Source organism: Nonomuraea sp. NPDC049655 (genome assembly GCF_044465465.1).
GTDB lineage: Bacteria > Actinomycetota > Actinomycetes > Streptosporangiales > Streptosporangiaceae > Nonomuraea.
The window spans coordinates 198762-224985 of sequence record NZ_JBITLS010000014.1 but is presented as its reverse complement, the minus strand read 5'-3'; the positions used below and the strand labels follow the sequence as shown (position 1 = coordinate 224985).

General features: G+C 71.7%; 15 protein-coding genes. 9 read left to right on the top strand and 6 right to left on the bottom strand.

Annotation, left to right across the window (positions count from 1 at the left end):
* Nucleotides 1–55: 55 nt before the first annotated feature.
* The 3 genes from ACIBQ6_RS38430 to ACIBQ6_RS38420 form a co-directional block, all read right to left on the bottom strand.
* Nucleotides 56–1411: an erythromycin esterase family protein gene (locus ACIBQ6_RS38430; RefSeq protein ID WP_397218110.1), complete on the bottom strand. Its 1356-nt coding sequence runs from the start codon at nt 1409–1411 to the stop codon at nt 56–58.
* Between the two features lie 168 nt (nt 1412–1579).
* Nucleotides 1580–2218 (bottom strand): response regulator, encoded by a 639-nt coding sequence (locus ACIBQ6_RS38425; RefSeq protein WP_397218108.1) that lies wholly within the window; start codon nt 2216–2218, stop codon nt 1580–1582.
* Nucleotides 2206–3447, bottom strand: coding sequence for a sensor histidine kinase (locus ACIBQ6_RS38420; RefSeq protein WP_397218105.1), 1242 nt, complete (start codon nt 3445–3447; stop codon nt 2206–2208). Before ACIBQ6_RS38420 ends, ACIBQ6_RS38425 begins: the two co-directional genes overlap by 13 nt.
* A 99-nt stretch (nt 3448–3546) precedes the next feature.
* On the opposite strand from ACIBQ6_RS38420, the gene ACIBQ6_RS38415 reads away from it, so the two are divergent.
* Nucleotides 3547–3816 carry a hypothetical protein gene (locus ACIBQ6_RS38415; RefSeq protein ID WP_397218103.1) on the top strand — a complete coding sequence of 90 codons (270 nt, stop codon included), beginning with the start codon at nt 3547–3549 and terminating at the stop codon, nt 3814–3816.
* 376 nt (nt 3817–4192) lie between these two features.
* Nucleotides 4193–4750: a hypothetical protein gene (locus ACIBQ6_RS38410; RefSeq protein WP_397218101.1), complete on the top strand. Its 558-nt coding sequence runs from the start codon at nt 4193–4195 to the stop codon at nt 4748–4750.
* Nucleotides 4751–4805: 55 nt separating this feature from the next.
* Here ACIBQ6_RS38410 and ACIBQ6_RS38405 read toward each other — a convergent pair whose 3' ends face one another.
* Nucleotides 4806–5117 (bottom strand): EthD family reductase, encoded by a 312-nt coding sequence (locus tag ACIBQ6_RS38405; protein ID WP_358302368.1) that lies wholly within the window; start codon nt 5115–5117, stop codon nt 4806–4808.
* 77 nt (nt 5118–5194) lie between these two features.
* Nucleotides 5195–5665 (bottom strand): ribonuclease E activity regulator RraA, encoded by a 471-nt coding sequence (gene rraA, locus ACIBQ6_RS38400; RefSeq protein ID WP_358302365.1) that lies wholly within the window; start codon nt 5663–5665, stop codon nt 5195–5197.
* Nucleotides 5666–5854: 189 nt separating this feature from the next.
* Between rraA and ACIBQ6_RS38395 the strand changes: the two genes are divergently transcribed.
* The 6 genes from ACIBQ6_RS38395 (at nt 5855) to ACIBQ6_RS38370 (ending at nt 23349) form a co-directional block, all read left to right on the top strand.
* A complete protein-coding gene (locus ACIBQ6_RS38395) occupies nt 5855–10285 on the top strand; it encodes a LamG-like jellyroll fold domain-containing protein (protein WP_397218099.1) in 4431 nt (1476 codons plus the stop codon).
* A 77-nt stretch (nt 10286–10362) separates the two neighbouring features.
* The gene (locus ACIBQ6_RS38390; protein WP_397218096.1) at nt 10363–17148 is read left to right on the top strand and encodes a polymorphic toxin-type HINT domain-containing protein; all 6786 of its coding nucleotides are present in this window, start codon (nt 10363–10365) and stop codon (nt 17146–17148) included.
* Nucleotides 17149–17178: 30 nt separating this feature from the next.
* The gene (locus tag ACIBQ6_RS38385) at nt 17179–17457 is read left to right on the top strand and encodes a hypothetical protein (RefSeq protein ID WP_397218094.1); all 279 of its coding nucleotides are present in this window, start codon (nt 17179–17181) and stop codon (nt 17455–17457) included.
* Between the two features lie 459 nt (nt 17458–17916).
* Nucleotides 17917–19590, top strand: a complete 1674-nt coding sequence (locus ACIBQ6_RS38380; RefSeq protein ID WP_397218092.1) for a BTAD domain-containing putative transcriptional regulator — start codon at nt 17917–17919, stop codon at nt 19588–19590.
* Between the two features lie 77 nt (nt 19591–19667).
* On the top strand, nt 19668–22157 hold the full coding sequence (locus ACIBQ6_RS38375; protein WP_397218090.1) for a S8 family peptidase: 2490 nt from the start codon (nt 19668–19670) through the stop codon (nt 22155–22157).
* A gap of 55 nt (nt 22158–22212) precedes the next feature.
* A complete protein-coding gene (locus ACIBQ6_RS38370; RefSeq protein WP_397218088.1) occupies nt 22213–23349 on the top strand; it encodes a helix-turn-helix domain-containing protein in 1137 nt (378 codons plus the stop codon).
* Between the two features lie 55 nt (nt 23350–23404).
* Here ACIBQ6_RS38370 and ACIBQ6_RS38365 read toward each other — a convergent pair whose 3' ends face one another.
* Nucleotides 23405–24385 carry an NAD-dependent epimerase/dehydratase family protein gene (locus ACIBQ6_RS38365; protein WP_397218086.1) on the bottom strand — a complete coding sequence of 327 codons (981 nt, stop codon included), beginning with the start codon at nt 24383–24385 and terminating at the stop codon, nt 23405–23407.
* Between the two features lie 202 nt (nt 24386–24587).
* On the opposite strand from ACIBQ6_RS38365, the gene ACIBQ6_RS38360 reads away from it, so the two are divergent.
* Nucleotides 24588–26189 (top strand): protein kinase, encoded by a 1602-nt coding sequence (locus ACIBQ6_RS38360; RefSeq protein ID WP_397218084.1) that lies wholly within the window; start codon nt 24588–24590, stop codon nt 26187–26189.
* The last annotated feature ends 35 nt before the right edge of the window (nt 26190–26224 follow it).

The window sequence follows — 26224 nt, the reverse complement described above, 5'->3', positions numbered from 1 at the left end:
GAGCGGCGGGCGCACCGGCGGGCGGGCCCGCCGGCTTCGCCTCCGAAGAACGCGGTCAGGGCAGCGGGGTGGCTTCCTTGACGCGGTTGAGGTGCACGATCACGTCGAAGGCCGCTCCCAGGGCCAGCGGCCGGTTGAACTGCTCGGGCACGTACGTGGCCGGGATGGTGAAGGTCGGTCGGGCGGTGTCCAGCCACGCTCGGGTGGACGGAGTCCGGCCGGCGCGGCGCAGGTCCACGTAGTAGTCGCGGTAGCGAACCCGGTCCAGGACGGCTTCGCTGCTGTCCGGGACGGGGGCGCCGGTGTCGAAGACGGCGACCTTGCCGGTCTTGGGGTCGGTGGCGCGGAAGCGGCCGCTGTGGATGGTGGTGCCGATCGCCACGTAGGAGGTGCCGGCCAGGGAGCGAAGGACGTTCCCCTGGGTGACCGGGTACAGATCGGGCCAGGCCGAGACGTAGCCGATGTGCCCGTTGTGCGCGGCCGCCACGGTCTTGCTGCCGGTGTGGCGCTGCCACCACACGGTGTTCTTGGCCATGGACCGGTCACGGTGACGGTGCAGGGCGGACCCGTCCAGCGTGTACATGGTGGTCATCTGGACGATGACGCGGGCCTCCTGCAGGACCTTCGGGCTCGCCTTGCCGCTGCCGTCCAGCAGGCGGTAGGCGGCCTGAGCGTCGCCGGCCAGGGCGGCGCGCCGCTCGGCCGGCAGTGCGGCCAGGGTGTTCATCCGTTCCTCCACACCGGCGGGCAGGGCGAGCAGGCCCGCGTAGCGGCGACGCAGTTCGGGCTCCAGCGACGGCTGGTGCTTCTCGGCCCAGGCGAGGATGCGCCGGTACTGCTCGGGAAGGACGTCGCCGATGTCGAATCCCATCACGCGCAGCTTGCGTGAGGCGGTGCGGTTGTAGTCGCGCATCCACTGGTAGAGGTCCGTCCACTCCTGGGTCCTCCACGAGCCGTAGGACTGCTGGAAATCCTCGGCCATGATCGTGCGCAGGTCGCCCTTGCCGGTGCGCACGTACTCGTCCAGGCGGACGCCGGCCGACCAGGGCGCCTCCAGCGCCAGCGTGGTGAAGCCCTGGGTCTGCACCAGGTGCCGGAACATCCGGTGCCGCAGCGTGAACAGCTCCTTCGAGCCGTGCGTGACCTCGCCGATCCCCACGATGGTGGCGCCCTTGGTCATCGCCGACAGCGCGCGCAGGTCGCGGGACGGGCCGCCCGGGACGGTGCTGGTCAGTTCCTGAGCGTGGCGCTCCAGGTCCGCCACCACCTGCTCCTGGCCGGCGCCGGCGGCCACCGCGGAGACGCCGGCGGCGGGGGCGGAGGTGGCGAACGCCGGAGCGCTCAGGCCCGTCAGACAGGCCGCCAGCGCCAGGGTGACCGGCACGGTACGACGCAGAGTGTTGCTCGACAAGACAGATCCTTACGTTGGGTGTCGGATGAAGTAATCACCAACGTAGGGAGCGGCAAGGGCGGTTTCGATCCCGCCCGCTGGCCGGTCGATGGTGGTGCTGGCTACCGCACGCCGCCCGCGGTCCAGCTCATGAGGCCGTTTCTGTGAGGCCGGTCGGCAGCGGCCGCTTCAGGCGCCGAGGTAGCGCAGCACGGCGGCGACCCTGCGGTCCATGCGGTCGCTGGGAGCCAGGTCGAGCTTGGCGAAGATGTTGCGGATGTGCTTGTGCACCGCCCCCTCGGTGATCACCATTTTGTCGGCGATGGCCAGGTTGCCCAGTCCTTCGGCCATCAGCGCGAGCACCTCGCGTTCGCGCGGGGTGAACTCCTCCAGGGGGTCGCGGCGGCGGGTGAACAGCTGGGCCACCACGTCCGGGTCGATGGCGGTGCCGCCGTCGGCGACCCGGTTCAGCGCCTCCAGGAACTGCTCGACCTTGCCGACCCGCTCCTTGAGCAGATAGCCGACCCCGTGCGTGCCGACGGCCAGCAGGTCGGTCGCGAACGCCTGCTCGACATGCGCCGACAACACCAGCACGCCCAGGTCCGGCTGCAGGCGTTTGGCAGCCACGGCCGCCCGGATGCCCTCGTCGGTGTGGGTGGGCGGCATGCGCACATCCACCACCGCCACATCGGGCCGGTGCTCCTCGACCGCGGCCAGAAACCCCTCGGGGTCGCTCGCGGCCGCGGCCACCTCGATGCCCTCCCCGCTCAGCAGCAGCACCAGGCCCTCGCGCAGCAGCGCGTCATCCTCGGCGATCACGACTCGCACGGCAGTTCCACCTCGATCACAGTCGGCCCCCCATCGGGGCTGGTCAGGGTCATCGTTCCGTCATGGGCCTCGACGCGGCGGCGGACCCCGGCCAGCCCGGTGCCCGCGTCGTCGCGGGCGCCGCCCTTGCCGTCGTCACGCACCTGGACGCGCAGCAAGGGGCCCACACGTTCGACGACGACGTCCGCGTGCCGGGCGCCGCTGTGCTTGCCCACGTTGGTCAGCGCTTCGGCCACGGTGAAGTAGGCGGCGCTCTCCACCGACAACGGCACGACGGCGAGCTCACCCACCCGCACCCGGCAGGGCACCGAGCATCCGGCGGCCAGCGCGTCCAGCGCGCCGGCCAGCCCCTTGTCCTCCAGGATCGGCGGCAGGATCGCGCGCACCACGCCGCGCAGCTCCGCCAGCGCCTGCTCGGCCGCGTTCCTGGCACGCTCCAGTGCGTGCGCGGCCAGGGCGGGATCGCGCTGCAGCGCGCGCTCGGCCGCGGCCACCGTGACCACGACCGCGTTCAGCCGGTTCTGCGCGCCGTCGTGCAGGGCCCGCTCTATCCGGCGCAGCTCGACGGCATGCGCGCGCAGCGCCCCCGCGCGGGTCGCGGTCAGCTGCGCGATGCGCTGCGACAAGTCGATCGAGGCGTGCGGGACCAGCAGTTTTCTGGCGGGCAGCGCCTGCAGTCGCGCCAGCGCAGGGAAGAGGCGGACCAGGGCGACCACGACGGCCAGGCCGATCACCGAGGTGGCGATCGCGCCCGGCCAGGTGGTGACCGGGACGGCGAAGTTGGTGAGCTGATCCTCGCGCGCCAGAAACTGCCAGTAGAGCGGGTAGGTGACTTCCCGCAGCGCCGCCACCGGCATGACCAGCCCCAGCAGGCCGCAGACCGGGCCCACCACGGCGTAGAGGGCCAGCCAGCCCAGGTCGCGCCAGGTCGCCGGGTCGGCACGGGCCGCCCGCATCCTGGCCGCCCAGCCTCGGGGCAACTGCTCGGCGGACATCTGGTACGGGCTGACGATCTCGACACCCGCGCCGGCCAGGCGCCTGCGTTCCCACTCGGCCGTGCTCCTGGTCATCGCGATCATCGCCGGCACCAGCGCCAGCCCGACCCCGACCAGGCTCAACGCGGCCACCACCAGCCAGCACAGCGCGACGACGACCGCCATGAACGCGGTGCCCAGCCCGCCGGCCAGCCGTTCCAGACTTTCAAGGATTCCCCGCAACACTGGCGCCATAGTAGGTGAAAGGGGACACGGCTTGCTCCAGCCCGCTGTACCACGGCCAGGCAGCGTGCGGGATTTCCGCAGATCGGGCCCGTTCCTAGGGTTCTGGCCATGACCGATCCCTATCGCATCACCAGCCCTGACTCCGACCCCGGCAGCCCGCGGGCCGCCTCCCGGCACGCGGCGCGCAGGCAACCGCTGAGCAAAGGCGCTCTCGCGCTGCGCGCCCTGCTCTGGCTCGTCCTGATGGCCAGCTCGGTCGTCAACCTGATCGCCAACAGCATCGGCCGTGGCTGGACGCTCGGCCTGGCCTCGGGCGGCGTCGCCATCGTGTGCGTCGTCGTCCTCATCGTGCACCACGTGAGCAGGCGCAAGACATGAACCACGTCGTCCCCTCGCCGCCGGCCGGGGAAGAACGCCCAGGTCATGAGGGGAATGCCGGGAGCTTGCCAGTGGTTTACATACGCATACCCCGAGGGCTTTGGCAGTGATTGAGGCTGTTTGCCTGGGGTTTACGGTTCAGAGGTAGATCTTTGCCCGTTTTGGGGTGTTAGGTTTGCGTTTGTCCGTTTCTTGGGATAGTGTTGTATCTATCCAGCCGGTGGAACCGCACGTGACTTCATCACGTCCGTCGGACCACCAAGTGCGCTCCACGTAGCGACCGATGGCGTTTGTGCCCGGCTACGGCGTTCATGTCTTGTCTGAGTCAAGCGAGCGCATGCCCCCCTGATGATCGATGTCACCAAGGAGACTGCTGATGACTGCTCGCCTGCGTTCTTTCGCCATGCTTTCCGCCGCTGCTCTGTCGGCGCTGACGATCGGTGCCGCCGCTCATCCCGCGCATGCTGATGCGGATGTGAACGGTCGGGGTGTGCTGGCCGGTTCGACGACGGCGTCCTACTTCTGGGACGACTCCTCGGGTCGTGCCGGTGACACGGGTCTGCCGGCGGCCGGCAAGCCGATGCAGAAGGGTCTGGCGGCTTCGCCGTCGTGGCCGCTGATGACCGAGGGTTACGTGGTCTATCAGGGTAAGAAGCAGCCGTTCTTCGTGGGTGACCGTGGTCCTGGTGACCCCTCCAGTCGTGGGGTGATGCTGGACCTGGACGCCAAGACCTTCGCCGAGCTGACCGGTGGCCGGTTCAATCCGGACACGCTGGGTGTGGACGGTGTGAAGGGCGAGGGTCACATCAAGATCCAGTATGTGGTCACCAAGTGGGGTGACGGTGTGGGCAGGAAGGCTGCTCCGGTGGCGTTCGACACGGGTGCCTGGCGTCAGCAGGACACCGGCACGGCCCCGGTGTCGGTCAAGAAGTAGCACGCGCGCACGACGAGAAGGGCGTTCCCCGCGGGGGGACGCCCTTCTCGCATGTTCAGAGCACCGAACCCGACGGCCCGGTCGTCATCGTGACCCCCGACCCGGCGAACTCGCCCACGTCGGCGACCGCCGCCTGCCCCTCCTCGCTGCTCATCGCCGCGATGAACGCCTGCTCGTCGTCCCAGGTCAGCACCGCGACCAGGTGGTAGGCGGGCCGCTGACCGCCGCCGGCCACCGGCCGCTGGACGGTGTAGCCCCGCAGGCCCGGAAGCTTGGCCGCCAGGGGCGCGTGGATCTCGTCGTAGTGCCGGTCGAAGGCCGCGACGTCCTCGGGGTGGTGGTAGAGAACGATGAGCTGGAATGCCATGGTCCGCCTCCGGATCGTGATGTCCTGTCACGAAACCACACCCCGGCGGCCCCGTGGAAGCCCGCGCGGCGGCGGGGTCAGCCCGGTACGCGGGTGACCAGGATGCCGTCGTCGTCGCTGAACAGCTCGGCCCCCGGCGAGAACGTGACGCCGCCGAACGTCACCGGCACGTCCCGCTCGCCCGTGCCCGTCTTGCCGCTCTTACGCGGGTTGGAACCGAGGGCCTTCACGCCGAGGTCGAGCTCGCGCAGCGCGGTCACGTCCCGGACGGCGCCGTGGATCACCACTCCCGCCCAGCCGGCGGCCACCGCCCCGCCCGCGATCATGTCGCCCATCAGCGCGGCGTGCAGCGAGCCGCCGCCGTCCACCACCAGGACCCGGCCCTCGCCGGGCTCTGACAGGACCGCCTTGAGCAGGGCGTTGTCCTGGTGGCAGCGCACGGTGACGATCGTGCCGTGGAAGGCGCGGCGGCCGCCGTACTGGCGCAGCTGCAGGTCGCAGGAGTCGAGCTCGTCGCCGCGCTCGTCGTACAGGTCCGCGGTGTTCATGGGGGCCCTTCCCGGCGGGGGTGTCAGCGGTCGCGTTCATGCTGCCACGCCGGGCCCGCCGCAGAGGGGCCGGGCGGGAAGCGTTTCCCACGTTTTCCCAACCGGCGGCCGCGGCCTACCCCGGCGGTCCGAGCCGATCGATGCTGTGGCGGAACGCATGCCACGCGATCGTGTACCAGGGGAGTACGCATGGGGTTACGAAGGTGGACGGCCGTCCTGGCAGCGGCGTCGCTGGCCGTGGGCGGCCTGGCCGGCACGGTGTGGACGCCGCCGCAGGCGGTCGCCGAAGCGGTGGACGCCGCCACCGCGTGGATGGTCAAACCCCTGTTCCGGCTACGGGGCACCACCGGCACCGACAACACGCTGTTCACCTCCTGGGAGACGGAGTACGACAACGCGGTGACGAAATGGGGTTACACCCCTGAGGGGCAGGTGCTGCACGTCTCGCGCGAGGCGGTGACCGGGCTGTCGCCGGTCTCCGGCCTGCGCAAGCCGGGCGGCGACCGCATCTTCACCCTCGACCAGAGCGAGCGCGACCAGGCCGTCGCGCAGGGCTACGTGAACGAGGGAGTGCGCTTCCACGCCCAGGCCGCGGCAGGGGACGGGCTGCTCCCGGTCCACCAGCTCGTCAAGGGCCCCTCCCACCGGTACGCGGTCGGCGAGGCGGAGAAGGCGCGCGCACTCGCCGAGGGCTGGACGTACCAGAAGGTCGCCTTCTACGGACGGGGTTCGTTCAGCAAGAAGCTGCTGCTCAACGGCGAGTTCACCACGGACGCCGCGTCATGGGAGGCCGCCGGGCCGACCACGACGGCGGTGGAGAACGGCGTGCTCAAGGTCACCGTGGCCGACGGCACCACCGAACCGGGGCAGGCCCAGCTGCGCCAGCTCGGGCGCACGTTGCAGGCCAAGAAGACGTACACGCTCTCCTTCGACGCCCACGCCGGCGCCGCGGCGACCGTCAAGGCCGTGCTCTGCGAGGACGCCGAGACCTGCCCGGAGATCTTCGCCACGGACGTGGACCTGCCGGACCAGCCGCAACACTTCTCCTACACCTTCGACTCCACCGCCGACACCACCACCGGGGCGCTCACCTTCCAGTTCGGCGGCCAGGGCGCGCTGACGGCCTTCCTGGACAACGTCTCGCTGACCGAGCAGAAGTGGACCGTCTCCACCGATCCCCGGCAGACCGAGGCCGAGGCGCTGGCCTCCGCCGAGGCCACGGGGCAACTGGTGGAGGTGCTGGCCGAGCGGGGCGAGACGCGCGAGGTGTACGCCACCCCCGAAGGCACGATGTACGTCAACGACCGGCTCGCGCCGATCAGGAAGAAGCAGGGCGACACGTGGGTCCCCCTGTACAACGGCCTGCGGTTCCAGGACGGGACGGTCCGGCCGTACTCCTCGCTGGTGGACCTCGGGCTGTCGGCCGGCGGGACGGGGCCGATGGCCACGCTCACCCGCTCCGGCCACACCATGTCGCTGACCTGGCCGACCGCGCTGCCCACGCCGAGCCTGGACGGCGACACCGCCGTGTACGCCGGCGTGCTCGGGCCGGACGTGGACCTGCGCGTGCGGGCCACCGCGGACGGCTTCGCGCACACGCTGGTGGTGAAGACCCCTGCCGCCGCCCAGGATCCCCGGCTGGCCAGCCTGACCCTCGGCCTGTCCGCGCCGACGTTGACGGTGAGCACCGGCGCCGACGGCACGCAGGAGGCGGTCGACCCCGACAACGGCGCGGTGATCTTCGAGGCGCCCAAGCCCGTCATGTGGGACTCGGCGCCCGCGCCGCCCGCCGCGGGCACGGGCGCCGTGGGCGAGGACGGCCCCGTCGACCCGCCGACCACGCACGCCACGGACGGCACCCCCGGCGACGCGTCGAAGATCGCCACGATCGGCACCGAACTGGGCCAGGGACAGCTCACGCTGACCCCCGACCCGGCCATGCTGACCGCGGCCGACACGACGTTCCCCGTCTACATCGACCCGATGTACCGCACGCCGATGAGCTCGGCGAACCTCATGGTGGCCAGCAGCGGGTTCGAGATCTACAACTTCACCAAGGACCAGGGCATGGGCCGATGCCCGATCGGCCTGCCCTCCAGCGGCAAGAGCTGCGGCTCCCCGCACAGGAAGCGGCTGTTCTACCGCATCCCCACCGGCTGGCTGGCCGGCAAGCAGGTGCTGTCCGCCGAGTTCCACGTACGGGAGGTGTGGGCCGCCTCCGGCAGCAAGCGGCCGGTCAACATCCACCTGGCCAAGGCGTTCGGCAAGAACTCCACCTGGAACTCCACCTCCGACAACTGGCTGCGCAAGCTGGACAGCCGCAACGTGGCCAAGGGGTGGTCGGGCTGCGCCGCCAAGTCCTGCCCGGCCGGTGACGTGCTGTTCAACGTGACCTCGGGCGTCAAGGAGGCGGCGCAGAAGGGCTGGCGGGACACCACGTTCGGCCTGCGCGCCGCCGACGAGGGCGACCAGCTCGGCTGGAAGCGGTTCGAGTCGCGCGCCTACCTGCGCGTGCACTACAACCGGCCGCCGCTGCAGCCGAGGATGAGCCAGCTGGAGATGGAGCCGGGCGGCCCGTGCAAGGGACCGGGCGACCCGTCGGTGTTCAACTGGTCCACGCCGAAGCTGATCGCCAAGAACCTCCGCGACCCCGACACCTACAACCGCACGGCCGACAAGGTGCAGGCCGAGTTCCTGGTGTCGTGGAAGAACGCCGCCGGCCAGAACAAGGAATGGCGCTACCTCACGCCGGCCAAGAGCGCCAGGTCCGGCAAGGCCGGCAACAGCTTCATGGCGCAGGTCCCGCGCGGGCTGCTGCCGGAGAACACCGTCGTCAACTGGCAGGTCCGCGCCCAGGACAGCCGCAAGGGCAAGGGGCCGTGGAGCTCGGCCGGGGCGGCGACCGCCTGCTACTTCGTCTTCGACACCAAGGCGCCGCCGCTGCCGGTGATCACCTCGTCCGGCGCCGACGGGTACGTCGCGGAGAACCCCCTCGACCCGGCGCAGACGCCGCAGGACGGCATGGGCCGCTACGGCCGGTTCGTCATCACCTTCGACCCGTCGGTGACCGAGTGGGCGTACGCGGTCAACGACGACCCCACCCAGTTCCGCAAGAGGACCGCGGGCAGCGCCACCGAGACGGTGCAGATCCTGCCCAAGGTCGTCGGCAGCAACAGCCTCTACGTCCGCGTCAAGGACCAGGCGGGCAACTACTCCAAGGGGTCGGCCGTCTACCGGTTCCGGGTCGCGCCCGGCCGCGGGCCGAAGGCCCACTGGAAGCTCAACGACCCGGCCGGATCCACCACCCTGGCGGAGACCGGCGGCCGCTACCCGGCCCGCACCGCGGGCACGCCGCAGCTCGGCGTGGCCGGTTCCCGCGGCACGGCGATGGCCGGCAACGGCACCAACGCCTACGCCCGCACCGACGCCGCGGTGCTCGACACCACCAAGAGCTTCACGGTGACGGCGTGGGCGAAGCTGCCGGACGTCCTGCCCTCGTCCTACGCCACCGTGCTGGCCCAGGACGGCGCCAACGTGTCCGGCTTCTGCCTGCGCTACGACGCGCCGAACCGCAAATGGGTGTTCTGGCGCATGAACGCCGACTCGACCTCGGCGGGCTCGGCCAGCGCGTGGTCGGCGAAACAGGCCAGACCCGGCGAGTGGACGCACCTGATGGGCGTCTTCGACGCGGTGGCCAAGAAGGTGCGCATCTACGTCAACGGCGAGCCCGGCACCGAGATGGACTACACCGGCGCCTGGGCGGCCAACGGCCCGCTCACCATCGGCCGCGTCCTGTGGGGCGCCCAGCAGCTCGACCACTTCCCCGGCAAGATCGACGACGTCCGCGTCCACGACCGGATCGTCAGCGTCGAGGAGGCGGCGGCGCTGTCCAAGGAGATGCTGACGGTGACGCACAAGTGGCACCTCAACAACGTCCCCGACGACAGCGGCGAGGCGCCCAGAACCCCCGTCAAGCTGTACGGCGCGGCCCGCTTCGTGGCCAAGACCCCCATGAGCAACAGCGTCGTGCCCGGCTCCCTGCGCCTGCCGGGCGCGACCGGCGACTACGCGGCCGTCGAGTCGGCCGTGCTGGATCCGCGGGAGAGCTTCACCCTCTCGGCCTGGGTGGAGACCAGCGGCCAGGCGCGCAAGGCGATGACCCTGCTGAACCTGCCCATGGCCACCGGCAGCGCGCTGACGGTGAAGTTCGACCCCGCCCGCGGCGACCCGGACATGGGCGAGACCGGCCGGTACGTCGTGGAGATCCCCGGCGGCACCGTCGTGGAACATCCCGCCTTCCACACCGGGTTCGGCGACTGGGACCACCTGGCGATCGTCTACCGGGCCCGGGAGAAGACGCTGGAGTTCTGGGTGAACGGCACGCTCGAAGCGGCTCCGGAGGCCGAGGTCAAGTCCTACCGCAACGACGTCACCCTGGCGGGCCCCATCACCTCGGCCCAGCTCGGCCGCGGCGGGACGGGCCTGAACTGGTCGGGCCACGTCGACGACGTGTGGGTGCTGCGCGGCCCCGCGGACGGCAGCCTGATCGACCTGCTGTCCCTGTGGTCGGAGATGACGACCGTCTCCGAAGACGCGCTCAACGACAACACCCCCGACTGACCCCGGTGCGGGGGCGCCGCGCCGGCGCCCCCGCCGTCCCTCCTGCCGCTTCCGCTCTCTTCCCTGGGAGGTACGGCATGCGCGTCCATGCCGCACGCCGACGTCGCTCTTCCTGGTCCCGGCTGCTCCGCGCGGCCCTCACGTTGCTGCTCACGGCCGGCCTGATGGTCGTGCCCGCGACGCTCCCCTCCGCGAGCGCCGCCGCCGAGCGGGATCGGCCCGAACCCGTCGACCGGGAACGGGTCGTGCCCGGCCGGCCCGCCGCGGTGAAACCACGGATCACCGAACCGAAGGCCCCCGACCCCGTGGCGGCCTGGCCCGCGCCCGGCACGGTCGAGGTGGACCTGGCGGCCGCCCCGGCGTCCGCCGCCGCCCGCAAGGCGGGCGCGCTGTCCGCGACGGCGGCCGACGCCGCCTCCGCGGCCGGGCGGGTGCGGATCCAGACCCACGACCGCGCGGCCTCGCAACGCGCGGGCGTCGGCGGCCCGGTCTTCACCGCCGCCCGCACGTCGGGACCGCCGGGCAAGGTCACGATGAAGGTGGACTACGCCCCCTTCGCCGAAGCCTACGGAGGCGGCTTCGGTTCCCGGATGCGCCTGGCGGCCCTGCCCGCATGTGCCCTGACCAGCCCGGACAAGGCCGAGTGCCGCCGGGGCGTGCCGCTGAAGGGCCGCAACGACACCGCGACCAGGACGCTCAGCGCCGACGTCGACCTCGCCGCCGAGCCGATGGTGCTGGCCGTGACCTCCGGGACGTCGGGGGACAAGGGCGACTTCGGCGTCACCTCGCTGTCGCCGTCGGCGACCTGGCAGGTCAGCCCGCAGACGGGCGACTTCACCTGGTCCTATCCGCTGCGGGTGCCGCCGGTGCCGGGCGGGCTGGTGCCGAACCTGGTGGTCAACTACTCCGCGGCCGCCATCGACGGGCGCACCGCGACCACCAACAACCAGGCGTCCTGGCTCGGTGACGGCTTCGAGCTGTCGCCCGGGTACATCGAGCGCAAGTACAAGTCCTGCAAGGACGACGGCGTCCCCAAGGACCCGACCTACCAGGTCGAGCCGATGGACCAGTGCTGGGCCTACGACAACGCCACGCTCGCCCTCGGCGGATCGGGCGGCGAGCTGGTCCCGACCGGCCCCGACACCTGGGTCCTGGCCAGGGACGACGGCACCCGGGTCCAGCGCCTCACCGGCACCGCCGCCGACACCGCCAACGGCGACGACGACAACGAGTACTGGCGCGTGACCACCGCCGACGGCACCCAGTACTACTTCGGCAAGAACCGCCTGCCGGGCTGGACCGCCGGCAAACCCCAGACCAACTCCGCCTGGGACGTCCCGGTGTTCGGCGACGACGCCGGCGAACCCTGCCACAAGGACGCCTTCAAGGACTCCTGGTGCCGTCAGACCTGGCGGTGGAACCTCGACTACATCGAGGACACCCACGGCAACGCGGTGACCTTCCACTACGCCAAGGAGCAGAACCGCTACGGCCGCAACCTGCGCGCCGCCGACGAGACCGCCTACGACCGCGGCGGCTACCTGACCTCCATCCAGTACGGCCTGCGCACCGGCGCCCTGTTCCCGGCCACGCCGCCCGCGCGGGTCGACTTCACCAACGCCGAGCGCTGCCTGCTGACCGCGGCCGAGTGCGCCGACATCTCCGCCCATCCGGCCCGCTGGCCGGACGTGCCCTGGGACATGAACTGCGACGAGGGCACCGAGTGCAAGGACGGCAAGGGGACGGCCTCGCCGAGCTTCTGGACCCGCAAGCGCCTGACCAAGGTCACCACCAAGGTCGTCAACGCGGCCGGCACCGGCCACCGCGACGTGGACTCCTGGGAGTTCAAGCACCTGTGGGGCATCGCCGACGTGGACCGGCAGCTCAAGCTCACCGACATCGTCCACACCGGGCACGCCGGCGCGGCGCCGGTCACCATGCCGCCGGTGAGCTTCGTCTACCAGCAGCTGGCCAACCGGGTGGACAAGCTCGGCGACGACGTCGGCCCGTTCGTCAAGGAGCGGGTGGCCTCGATCCAGAACGAGACCGGCGGCAAGCTCGACGTCACCTACTCGGGGATGGACTGCAGCCCCTCCGACCTGCCGCAACCGGCGAGCAACCGGCGGCTGTGCTTCCCGACGTTCTGGCAGAACTCCAACGGCGGCGCCGACCCGAGCCTGGACTGGTTCCACAAGTACGTCGTCCGCGAGCTGATCCAGACCGACCTGACCGGCGGCGGCTCGGACATGGTCACCCGCTACGACTACAGCATCGGCAAGGCCGCCTGGCACTACGCCGACGACGACGGCATCACGCCGGAGAAGTTCAAGACGTGGTCGAACTGGCGCGGCTTCGACAAGGTCCGGGTGATCGGCGGGGCCACCAGCGCGGCCGACGGCGGCACCCCGTCCCAGACCGACTACTGGTACTTCCAGGGCATGAACGGCGACCGCGCGGCGGTATCCGGCGGCGCCAAGACCGTCACCGTGGACGACGGCGAGGGCGGCACATACACCGACCACGAGTCCCTGCACGGCACGACCCTGCGCACCGTGACCTACGACAAGGCCGGCGGCGTGCCGGTGAGCAAGTCGATCAGCACGCCGTGGTACCACCAGACGGCCTCCAGGGCCCGCCCGTGGGGCACGATCAACGCCAACGTGACCGGCACCAAGTCCACTCGCACCTTCGGCCTGGTCGGCCTGTCCTGGCAGCAGACCCGCTCGACCGTGACCGAGTTCGACCTGACCACCGGCGCCGCGCTGACCACCGACGACGAGGGCGAGGTGGGCGTCGCCGGCGACGAGGAGTGCACCAGGACCGAGCTGACCGCCGACGGGGCGCGGGTGCTGCGCCTGCCGGCCCGGGTGACCACGGTGGCCCGCCGCTGCGCCGACACCCCGAACCTGCTCACCGACCTGATCGCCGACGCGCGCACCTACTACGACGACAAGGCGTTCAAGGCCGCGCCCGCGCACGGCGACGTGACCAGGACCGAACGCGGGAACGCCGCCTCGGCGACCGCGATCACCGGCTACCAGGTGATGGCCCGGTCGACCTACGACGACCTGGGACGCCCCAAGACCGTCGCCGACGCCGCCGGGCTGACCACCTCGACCGACTACACCGAGACGCACGGCGTCACCACGCAGGTGGTCACCACCACCCCGCGGGCCCGCGCCGACGACCCCGACTCGGCCATGGTCACGACCCGGGTGCTCGACCCGGCGTGGGGCCTGGCGACGCGCGAGACCAGCGCGGCCGGCAAGGTGACCATCGCGCAACGGGACGCGCTGGGCCGCACCGCGAAGGTCTGGGGGCCGGGCCGCACGACGAGCATGACGCCCGACAACGAGTACCAGTACCTGGTCGACGCCGGCGCGATCGTGGCCGTGGGCGCGAAGACGCTGACCAGCGAAGGCGGCCAGCAGACGTCGTACACGCTGTTCGACGGGTGGCTGCGGCCCAGGCAGTCGCAGGCGCCCGGCAAGAACGGCGACACCAGGGGCCGGATCGTCTCCGACAGCGTCTACAACGGGGCCGGCCAGGTGCACTACACCTTCGCGCCCTACTACGCCGACGGCGACCCCGAGCCCAAGCGGTTCGGCGTGGCCACCGTGGGCGCGGTGGAGTCTCAGCTGTGGAACACCTACGACGGCCGCGGCCGGCTGCTGGCCGAACGGCTGCTGTCCGGCAACAGCGACGGCGACGTCAACGAGCTGTGGAACACCCGCTACGAGTACGGCGGCGACTGGACCAAGGTCGTCCCCCCGTCCGGCGGCACCCCGGTCACCACCTACACCGACGTGCACGGGCGTACCCGTGAGATCCAGCAGCAGACGGCCGCCGGGCCGGTCGTCACCAAGTTCGCCTACAACCACCGCGGCCAGCAGGAGTCGGTGACCGGCCCCGGCAACCAGGTCTGGTCCTACAGCTACGACCTGCTCGGCCGCCTGGTGCAGTCGAACGACCCCGACCGCGGCGTCGAGAAGACCGCCTACGACAACCTCGACCGGCCGGTCCTGATGACCGACGCCCGCAACCAGAAGATCGGCATCGAGTACGACGGGCTCGACCGCATGGTCGCCAAGTACGACGCCACCACGTCGTCGCCCGGCACCAAGGTCGCCGAGTGGGTGTACGACACCGTCCGCAAGGGCCAGCTCACCAGCTCCACCCGCATCGTCGGCAACGACCGGTACACCACGCAGGTGGAGGCGTACGACAACCTGGACCGCCCGCAGCGCAGCAGGGTGGTCCTGCCCGCCGTCGAGGGCGGCCTGGCGCCCGCCCAGGGGTACGTCTTCGACACCAGCTACAACCTCGACGGCAGCGTCGCCGCGAGCAGCAGCCCCGCCGTCGGCGGGCTGCCCGCCGAGAACATCGCCTACACCTACGACGACCTCGGCCGCCTGGTCTCCACCAAGTCCCAGCTGTCGACGTACCTCGTCGGCACCGACTACACCAAGACCGGCCGGGTCATCGGCCTGCGCATGCAGTCCGGCGGCGACGGCAAGCAGATCGACCAGACCTTCGACTACGAGTTCGGCACCGGCCGCCTGGCCAAGGCCACCACCTGGCACTTCGGCATGGCCGGCACCGACCGCAGCACCCAGTACGCCTACCAGCCCGCCGGGAACATCACCCAGATCAAGGACACCTCCCGCGACGGCGTCGACAACCAGTGCTTCCGCTACGACGAGCTGTCCCGCCTGTCGGAGGCCTGGACCCAGGACGGCGACGCGGCCTGCGCCGCCACCGGCGCGACCGCCACCGTCGGCGGCCCGGCCCCCTACCGCGCCGCCTACACCTACGACGACACGGGCAACCGCCGCAGCGAGTCCCTCTACGGCGCCGGCCCGGCGGGCGGCGTCCAGCAGTCGGACCGCGCCTACGTCTACGACCCGGCCAAGGCCCACCGCCTCACCACGGTCCCCGGCGCCGCCTCCTTCGCCTACGACGCCTCCGGCAACACCGTCGAGCGCCGCACCCAGGCGAGCAACCAGACGCTGACCTGGGACGCCGAAGGCGAGCTCGTCAAGGTCGCCGACGACAAGAAGGGCGAGACCCGCTTCCTCTACACCGCCGACGGCGAGCGGCTCATCCGGCGCGACAAGGACGGCACCACCCTGTACCTGCCCGGTCTGGAGGTGCACCTGGTCAAGGGGGCCACCAGCCCCACGGCCAGCCGCTACGTCGGCAACGCCATGCGGACCACCACCGGCGTCACCTACGTCCTCGGCGACCACCACGGCACCGCCGAACTGGCCGTCGACGCCGAGACCGGCGCCCTCAGCCAGCGCCGCTACACCCCCTTCGGCGCCCTGCGCGGCAGCCAGGGCGCCTGGCCCCAGGACCACCAGCGCGGATTCGTCGGCGGCATCAACGACGCCGGCACCGACCTGACCACGCTCGGCGCCCGCAGCTACGACCCGCTCACCGGCCGCTTCATCTCCGTCGACCCCCTCATCCAGATGGGCGACTCCCAGCAGATGAACGGCTACAACTACGCCAACAACAATCCCCCCACGCTCGCCGACCCGACGGGCAAGAAGCCCTGCTGCACCGGCGTCGGCTGCTTCCACTCCATCGCGCCGCCCTGCGGGCCGGGCGAGGACCACGACAACCCGGACTGCGAAGGCCCCTGCGATCGGGACGGCGCCAGAAAACGCCTCAACAACGCCCGCGACTCGCAACAGAACGAGCGGCAGCAACAGCAGCAGATCGCCAAGCGGAACGCGGTGCTCGAAGCCTTGAAGGCCGCAGGCATCGGGTTCATCAGAGATTTTCTGAAAATAGATGACATAAAAGGCTGTTTAGGCGGCAGCGTCGGCAGTTGCGTCAGCCTGATCCTGGAATTCGTGCCGGCCAAGAAGATCGGCGGCCTGATCTGGAAACTGGCCACCAGGGTCCGGATGGGCATCAAGATCTACAAGAAGGTCCAGGGCGCCGTCAAGGCGGCCCGCCGCGCCATCGAAGCCATCGACGCCAAGATCGACGACATCAACAAGAAAATAGCCGCCCTGGACGGCCTGATAGCCCGAGCGGGTAAACGCAGCAAGAATCCGTCAGCGGGCGGCTCCTGCTCGTCCAACAGTTTCGTCCCAGGAACGAGGGTTCTGCTCGCCGGCGGCGCCAGCAGACCCATCGACCAGCTGAAACCTGGCGACAGGGTCATGGCCACCGATCCGGAGACCGGCCGCACCGAGGCCAAGGACGTCACTGCCACCATCGTCGGTGAAGGCTCCAAGAACCTGGTCACCGTCACCGTGGACGACGGCGGCGGCACCCGCGACATCGTCGCCACCGACGGCCACCCCTTCTGGGTGGCGGACGCGGGGAACTGGCGCGAGGCCAAGGGCCTACGTCCCGGCCAGCTCCTCCGTACGGCCGCGGGCACCTACGTCCAGATCAAGGCGGTCAGGTCCTGGACGGCCCAGGCCCGCGTCCACAACCTCACCGTCGCCGACCTCCACACGTACTACGTGCTGGCGGGTGACCAGGCCGTACTCGTCCACAACTCCGGACCTTGTGATATTCCTTGGTCCAGCGGGGCCGTTTCCAAGGCCGCCAAGGCCATTGACGAGGGCGCGACCAGCATCCATGTTCAGTCGCGTAGTCAGGCGGAGGAGCTGTTCCTTGGGAAGTTTCAAGGGCATGGCTATCGGAACGCTCAGGGCTTTGACGGGCCGGGTACAAGGCAGTACTTCGGCCGGAAGTCCGGCACCTATCATTGGGACGATGAGCTCGGTTCCGATGGACGTGTTCTCGGTCATGGAGCGGATAACGCTGATGGAGACTTCCCGCACCTGCAGATCCATACCTTCGACGGCCCCATCATCCGGATCTTCTGGAGAGAGTAAATGAGGATCCAAGCTGAGAATCGCCTGGTCATGACCAAGGCGGAGATCTCGGCCCGTCGACCGAGTAGTGAACCTGACCGCTACTCGTGGGTCTGGGTCGTCCCTATGCAGGATGGCCGATTCCGTATCGCTGCGATCGAGGTGCCCAAGCGTCTCGTGGACGAGGGCATCTGTTTCTATGACGGGGACTTCGACACGCCCTACGTCAAAATCGTCGATGGGATCTCGGAAATCGACGGTGCAGTCAGGGAGGCAGGTGCTGACCCGGAGGAGTTGGATGCCCCGTGGCATAACAACTTTCCGCTCTGAGTGTTTTCCGAGCGAATGCCATTCGCTAAATGTATTCACTCGGATCCAACTGTCCGGACGCGGGCATTGAGTTTGAGCGACACGAACGGGGCCTCGCTGTTGAGTGTTTCGGCGGGGCCCCGTCATGTGCTTGACGGCTACGGGCGTTGTGATCGTTCTCTGGCGGCTATGGTTCGGGTGGTCGTCGAGGGAGTCCGGCGTGCGTTCGACGGCGTTGCATTAGAGGCGATGGCCGGTCTCGGGGGCCAGTGAAACGTCTTCCGGATCGGTCCGTGTCGTGCTGTTCAGGCTTGAGCAAGCGTTACGGAACGTGACTTGCCTCCTCTTGACGGTTGGTTCGTCTCAGTCGGATATCGCCCACGTATCGGAGCCGCCAAGGTTTCTTCGGACAAATGCGGGATTTGTCTCGGTTGAATATCGGTTGACCGCGGGCTTCGACAGTCGGTCAATCATGGGGAGGTGATCAATTCACCGAACGACGGCGTCCGAGTGCTGGGGGCGGTCGAGTTCAGGTGGGCGGGGGCCCCGGTGGTGTTGCGCAGGCGGCAGCAGCGGCTGCTGCTCGGCGTGCTGGCTCTGTCGGCCGGCCGGGTCGTCCCGCTCCAGCGCCTGACCGAGGTGCTCTGGCCCGAGGGGGCGCCGCAGGGCGCGCGCAGGCAGGTCCAGGTGCTCGTCTCCCGGCTGCGCGGCCTGCTCGCGGACGCCGCCGGGACCGACGTGGAGGTGTTCGCCACCGGCTCCGGCTACGGGCTGCGCATCGACCCCATGGCCGTGGACGCGCACCGGTTCGCCGTGCTGAGGGAGCGGGCCGGGGGCAGTGACGACGACGAGGAGAAGGCCGGGCTGCTGCGGCAGGCGCTGGAGTTGTGGCGCGGCCCGGTGCTCGACGAGGCAGCGGTCGGGGCCGCCCGCGACACGCTCTGCGTCCGGCTGGAGGAGGCTCGGCGCGAGGCGATCGAGGAGCACGCCGAGGCGTCGTTGCGGCTCGGCCGGCACCGGCAGGTCCTCGGCGCGCTGGCCGAGGAGGTGGCGACCGCCCCCACCCGTGAACGGCTGGTGGGCCTGCTGATGCTCGCGCTCTACCGCTCCGGCCGCATCGCCGAGGCCCTGGACGCCTTCGAACGGTCACGCGCCCGCCTGAACGACGAGCTGGGGCTCGATCCCGGCCCCGCCCTGATACGGCTGCGCCTGGACATCCTGCGCGGCGACCCCCGGCTCGGCGGCCGGTCAGGGCAGGGCGGCGTCGGCGGCCCCGATCACGTCAGGCGGTCCGGCGACCTGGAGGGGGAGGGGCTGGTGATGCTCGGCCTGGGCCGGATCCGCTTCGCCCAGGACCGCTTCGCCGAGTCCGTCGCCGCCTACGAGGAGGCCCGGCGGGCCTTCCAGCGGCTCGGCGACCGGCGGCACCTGGCGGCCGCCCTGTCCGGGCTGGGCACCGTACGGGCCGAGGGCGGCTGGTTCGCCGAGGGGGAGACCGACCTGCTGGAGGCGGCCTCGCTCTGCTCCGCCCTCGGTGACCAGGCCGGGCACGCGCACGCCATCTACATGCTGGGCTTCGTGGAACGCGAACGCGGCGACGACGAGCTGGCGCTGTGGCTGCTCGGCCGGGCGCTGCAGACGTACCAGAAGATCGGTGACCTGCGCTGCCAGGCCCTGCTCCAGCGCAGCATCGGCCTGGTGCACCGGGCGAGGGGCGAGTACGGGCACGCCGCGACCAGGACGCGCGAGTCCCGCCGCCTGTTCGCCGCCCTGTCCGACCCGCACGGGACGGCCTACGCCGACCAGTCCCTGGCCAAGATCCGGATCCGCGTGGGCGACCTGCCGCAGGCCGAGCGGGCGCTCCAGGCGAGCCTGCGCGTCTTCACCCGCCAGGACGACCGCTTCGGCCGCGCGCTCGGCCTGCGGACGCTCGGCGAGCTGCGCCTGGAGCAGGACGCGACGGCCGAGTCCAGGGCCGCGCTGTCCGCCTCCCTCGACCTGTGGGACACGCTGGAGCTGCCGCTGTGGCGCGCCCGCACGCTCTCCGTCCTGGCCCGCCTGGAGTCGCGCAACGGCGAGGCCGGGCACGCCGGCGCCGCCCGCCAGGAGTCGACCGCCATCTTCAGCCGGATCGGCAGCCGCGAAGGGCGCTGACGTCGCTGGCAAACGGGTGGCAACAGGGGGCGCTTACATTGCGCGGGCATCTTCGTCCCGCGCCGAAGGAGAGCCTCATGAGGCGATCAGCCACCGTCACGGCGATCATCCACCGCGTGCTCGTCCTGACGGCGATCCTGCTCGCCTCGCTCGCCGTCGCGACCGGCTCGCCGGCCGCCGCGGCCGGGCAGCGGACGGAGGCGGGGCAGCGGGCGGAGGCGGGGCAGCGGGCGGAGGCGGGGCAGCGGGCGGAGGCGGGGCAGCGGGCGGACGCGGTGCCGTGGGTGGAGCCCGGACTGGCACGCAAGCTCGACGCCGGAGGCAGGCTCCGGGTCAACGTCATGACCAGGGACCGCGACGAGCTGGCCGCCGTCTCCGGCTCGGGCGCCGGCCAGGTGCTCCAGACGCTGTCCCGCCTGCCCATGGTCACCCTGCGGACCGACCGGGCGGGCCTCCAGCGGCTCGCCGCCAGGCCGGGCGTGCTCAGCGTGTCCGAGGACCGGCCGGTGCCGCCGGCCCTCGGGCAGAGCGTCCCGCTGATCGGCGGCGACCGCACCAGGGCGGCCGGGCTGACCGGCGCGGGCACCGCCGTGGCCGTGCTGGACACCGGCGTCGCCACCGGCCACCCCTTCCTCGGCGGCCGCGTCGTGGCCGAGGCGTGCTTCTCACCCGCCGACCCCGACTACTCCGCCACCAGCCTGTGCCCCGACGGCACCCCCGAGCAGGACGGCCCCGGCTCGGCCGACGCCGAGCGCGGCGGCTGCTCCGACGAGTTGCTGGACTGCTCCCACGGGACGCACGTGGCCGGGATCATCGCCGGTGACGGCGAAGGGATCGACGGCGACGGCGGGAGCGGGGTCGCGCCGGGCGCCGACCTCGTGGCCATCCAGGTCTTCAGCCGCTTCGACTCCGACGTCCATTGCGCCTCCCTCGGCACGCCGTGCCTGCTCAGCTTCGTCAGCGCCCAGGTGGCCGCGCTGGAGAAGGTCCAGGCGCTGAAGGCGACACTGCCCATCGTGGCGGTCAACATGAGTCTGGGCGGCGGCACGTACACCGCGCCCTGCGAAATCGACGAGCGCAAGGCTCTCATCGACGCCCTGCTGGCGGCCGGGGTCGCCACCGTCGTGGCGGCCGGCAACGACGCCTCCCCGAACGCGGTGGCCGCCCCCGCCTGCGTCTCGTCGGCCGTCGCCGTGGGCAGCACCACCGACGCCGACGCCCTGTCCTCCTTCAGCAACCGCGGCCCGCTGCTGGATCTGCTGGCACCCGGCAGCGACATCGTCTCCTCCGTGCCCGGCGACCGCTGGGCGTCGATGAGCGGCACGTCGATGGCCGCGCCGCACGTCGCCGGGGCGTTCGCGGTGCTGAGCCAGGCGTTCCCCGGGCTCGGGCCCGCGGCGCTGGAGGCCAAGCTCAAGGAGACCGGGCGCGCGATCGCCTACACCGGCGCCACCACGCCCCGCGTCCAGCTCGACGCCGCCGCCCTGGACGCGACGCCCCGGCCGGGGCCCGACCAGTACTTCCACTCGCGGGGCAGGATCCTGGACAACGTCCGGATCAGCGCCAACTCCACCATGGCCGTGCAGGTGGCGGGCGTGGCGGGGCTGCCCGCACAGGGCGTGCGGTCCGTCGCGCTCAACGTCAGCGCCAAGGGCGACTTCTTCAACACCGGGACGATCACCGTGCACGCCACCGACGAGCAGGAACCGGACGGCAAGGTGCTCGCCTACGACGCCTCCCGCTACGCCTCCACCATGATCATCGCCAGGGTCGGCGCCGACGGGAAGGTCAAGGTGGTCAACCGCGGGACGGGCCCCGTCAAGGTGACGCTCGACGCGCACGGCCACACCCTCGACAAGGCGGCCGCCGCCGTGGGCGGCACCTACTTCCCCGTCACGCCCGCCCGGGTGGCCGACCACACCGTCATCCCCGCGCTGGGCAACCACGAGCTGTCCGTCGCGGGCATGAACGGCCTGCCCGCCACCGGGGTCGCCCAGGTCGCCCTCACCGTGGTCCTGAAGAGCCCGTCGACCGGCACCGTACGGATGTACGCCGCCGGGGACGCCTACCCCGTGGACGCCAACATCGACTACCCGGCGAACCTCACCACGCAGTTCCACACGATCGTCAAACCGGGCCAGGACGGCAAGATCAACGTGCACAACCTCGGCTACGACAACGCCGAGATCTCCGTGGACGTCACCGGCTACTTCTCCAGCGAGCGGCGCGGCGCGCTGGTCAAGGCCGTCCGTCCCACGTCGGCGGGACGGGCCCTGGTGATTCCGGCGGGCGGCACCAAGACCGTGCGCTTCACCGGCCTGCCCGCCTCCGGCGTCACCGCGGTCGCGCTGACCGTGGCCGCCCGGGGCTCGGCCGCCGGCACCGTCTCGGTGCTGCCGCAGAGCGGGCCCTCGACCGCCCGCGTCGTCTCCTACCCGGCGGGCAAGGACGCCGTCGGGTCCACCATCGCCGCCGTCCGCGCCGACGGGTCGGTGATGCTGAAGAACGAGGGCGCCGGGCAGGTGAGCGTCGACGTCGACCTGTACGCCTACTTCGCGAACGCCTGACCTTGGTCACCCGCGCCTGGAACGTCCTGCGAACCCCGGAAAAGGAGGCGGGCGAATGAGCCCCGCGGTGGTGAACGGCATCCACGCCCGCATGCTCGCGGCCGAACTCAGCCTGCTCAAGGCCGCCTCCGGTCTCGGACTGGTGCAGCTGGCCGGGCACACGCACTGCAGCAAGTCCTCGCTCCAGCGCTACCTCAGCGGCAAACTGCTGCCGCCCCGCCAGGCCGTCGAGGCCATCAGCAAGGCGTGCCGCGGCGACACCGCGCGCCTGGTGGCGCTGTGGGAGCTGGCCGTGGCCGGTCCTCCCGAGCGGCCGCGTCCGGCGCAGCTCCCGCACGACGTGCCGGGCTTCACCGGCCGCTGCGCCGAGCTCGCCCGCCTGGCGGAACTGATGCCGGACTCCGGCAACGCCATCGCGATCGCGGTGATCGACGGCGTCGCCGGCGTCGGCAAGAGCGCGCTCGCCGTGCACTTCGCGCACCGCGTGGCCGGCCGGTTCCCGGACGGCCAGCTCCACCTCGACCTGCGCGGCTCCGACGCAGAACGGGGGCCGCTGCCGCCCGCCGAGGCGCTGGCCCAGCTCGTCCGGGCCCTCGCCCCGGACCTGCGGCGCCTGCCCGGCGACGCGGGGGAGCGGGCGGCCCTGTTCCGCAGTCTGATCGGCGGCCGGCGCATGCTCGTCCTGCTGGACGACGCCGTCTCCACGGACCAGGTCCGCGCGCTGCTGCCCGGCAACCCCGGCTGCCTGGTGCTGGTGACCAGCCGCCACCGGCTGGGCGGGCTGGTCGCCCGGGACGGCGCCCACCACCTCGCCCTGGGCGCCCTGACCGCCGCCGAGTCCGCCGACCTGCTGGCCGCCGCCGCCGGCGCGGAACGCATCGCCGCCGAGCCCGGGGCCGTCGCCGGCATGACGCGGTTGTGCGGATATCTTCCGCTGGCGCTGCGCATCGTGGCCGAGCACCTGGTGGTGAACCCGTCGCTCACCATGACCGACCTCGTCGGTGACCTCGACAGCGACCTCGGCGGTGACCTAGACAGCGACCTCGGCGGTGACCTCGCCACTGAACAGCGAGCCCCGGACCGGCCCGCCGCCGTACGGGCGGTGTTCCCCAGGTCCTACCGCGCCCTGCCGCCGCCGGCCGCGCGGGCGTTCCGGCTGCTGGGCAGGCAGGGGTGCCTGGACCGGCGCTGAGCGGGGTTCGGGCGCCGCGCCCGGCCGGGCGGCCGGGCATGGCGGATCGGCCCGGTCAGCGGGCGTTTCCCGCGCGCAGCCAGGAGACGTAGTCGGCGATCCCGGAGCCGGTGTCGTAGGCGGGCTCGAAGCCGGTGTCCTCGCGCAGCCGGGTGACGTCGAGGCACAGGTCGCGGCCGGGGCCGGCGGGGTCGCGGCCCTCCCGCAGCTCGACGTCCGCGCCGGGCACGGCCCGCCGGATCGCCGCGGCGACCTCGCCGTTGGTGGTCATCCGGCCGGTGGCGACGTTGTACGTGCGGTGGCGCAGCCGCTCGGCCGTCTGCAGCAGGGCGATGGCCCGGCCGCAGTCCTTGACGTAGCACAGGTCGCCGCCGTCCCCGGCGTGCGCGCCCCACGCGGGGCTCGTCGGGTCCGGCGCGGCGCCCTGCACGGCGCCCTGCACGGCGGCGTGCACGAGCTGCGGCAGGAGGAAGAACGGCGAACGCGCGTGGCCGAGCGGCCCCCAGATCGCGCCGATGCGGAGGTTGACCACCTCCAGCCCGGAGGTCTCGGCCAGATGACCGGCCATCAGCTCGCCGATCTTCTTGAACGTCGGGATCGGGTGGCCGGCCGACATCGTCAGCGGCAGGTCCTCGGCCAGCGGGCTCGGGGCCTCGACGCCGCCGTAGACGCCGATGGTGCTGGCCAGGCCGAGCCGGGACACCTGCCATTCGGTGGCGGCGTGGAAGACGTTGAGCAGGCTCGCGACGGACTTCTCGACCCCCTCGACCGGCTCGTGCGCGCCGACCGGCCAGGGCATCGAGCCCGCCAGGTGCACGATTCCGGTGATCTTGTGCCGGTCGCCCAGGGCGAGCAGCGCCGCCCGGTCGGTGAGGTCGGCCCGTTCGACGACGAGCCGCCCCTCGGCCTCCCCGGCCAGCGGCGCGGGCACCTCGGGGGCCCTGCGCTGGACGAGCACGACGGATTCGCCGAGGTCGAGCAGCGCTCGCGCGGTGTGCGTGCCGATGAAACCGAGCCCGCCCGTGATGAGGATCATTGCCCCAACTCCCTTTTTCATCAGTGCTGCTGATCGTCAGCAGCACTGATGATTACCGTAGTATGAGGAGTCGGCTGCTGTCCAACGGGCGCAGGACGGGTCCCGCGCCGAACGGCGAGGTGAACCCGTGGGCGGCGGATCCTGATTCATCCCGCTAAAGTTCATGATTCGGTACCGCTGCTGTCCCAGGAGTCACCGCCTCATGCCGAACGCCGAGCCCTTACGTCCTGGAGATCCCACGTCCTTGGGGGCCCACCGGATCACCGGATGGCTGGCCTCCGGCGGGCAGGGGGTCGTCTACCTCGGCCAGGGGCCGGACGAGCGGCCCGTGGCCGTCAAGGTCCTGCACGGGATCGTGGCCGGTGAGCGGTTCGCCGCCCTGACGGAGGCGGCCCGCCGGGTGGACTCGCCGGGCGTCGCGCGGGTGCTCGACGCGGCCTGGGGGCGGCTGTCGTACATCGTGAGCGAGTACGTGGAGGGGCCGTCGCTGGCCGAGGTGGGCCGGCTCGGCGGCGGGAACCTGCGGCACCTGGCGGTCGGCACGGCCACGGGGCTGGCCGCGCTGCACCGGGCGGGGCTCACGCACGGCGACCTCAAGCCGTCCAGCGTGCTGCTCGGCCGGGACGGCGCACGCCTGGTCGGCTTCGGCACCGCGGGAACCGGCCCGGGCTCCGGCCGCGCCGGCGCGGGCACCGGGCCCGGGCGCGGCTCCGACGGCGGCGCGGTGGCGTACATGGCGCCGGAGCAACTGGCCGGGCGCACGGCCGGCGCAACGTCAGGGACGACGGCGGGTGCGACGTCGGGTGCGGCGGCGGGCTCAGCGGCGGGAGCGGCGGCGGATGTCTTCGCCTGGGCGTCGGTGATGGTGTTCGCGGCCACGGGCCGGCCGCCGTTCGGCGACGACGCCCCGGCCGCGGTCGCCGGACGCATCCTGCGCGGCGAGCCCCAGCTCGGCGACCTGCCGGACCCGCTGCGCGACATCGTCCGCCCCTGCCTGGCCAAGGATCCGCAGGCCCGCCCGCCCATGACGGCCGTCCTGCCGCTCGTCCTGGGCGAGCCCCACCCCGCCACCCCGGCGCCTCCCGAGGACCGTCGGGACGCTCCCGCGGGAACGGCCGCGGAGCCTCCTGACGATCATCGGCACGCTCCCGCGGAGACGGCCGACGGTCCGGTCGCCTCACCGGATGGCCGGTCCAGGTGGGCGGTGGGACGGCGGTCGCCGGTGCTGGCGCTGGCGGCCGGGGCGGTGGCCGTGTCGGTGGCGGCCGGCGTCGTGGTGTGGAACTCCGGCAAGCGCCAGGCGGACGCCGAGGTGCGGTCCGCCCGTGAGCCCGTGCGCACGTCCGCCTCGGCGGGACCGTCCCGGCACGGCACGGCCGCGTCGAGGCCCACGAGGACGCCGCAGCACCGCGCGACCCGCCCCACCCCCTCCGCGACGGGCCCGTCGGAACGCTCCACGACGCCGCCCGCCACCACCCGCAGGGCCTCCTTCGCCCTGGCGTACGTGCGGGTCCAGGGCTCCTCGACGATCAACTCGGCCGGGGTCGCCTGCTACACCGGCGCGGTGAACTTCGCCGCCGGGGTGAACGCCAGCCGCCCCGGCGCCGCCTACTCCTACCAGTGGCTCTACGACGGCAGGGTCATCGAGCGCGGCTCGTCCCGCTTCCCCGCCAACAGCCGCAGCGGCTACGTCAGCTCCAGAAGGCTCATCACCCCCGCGAAGGGCAGGCACACCGTCACCTACCGGATCCTGACCCCCTCGCCCAGGACGAAGTCGGTCAGGTTCACCATGTGCGCGCCGTAGGCGGGCACGAGAAGGGCGGGCCCGCGTGGTGCGGA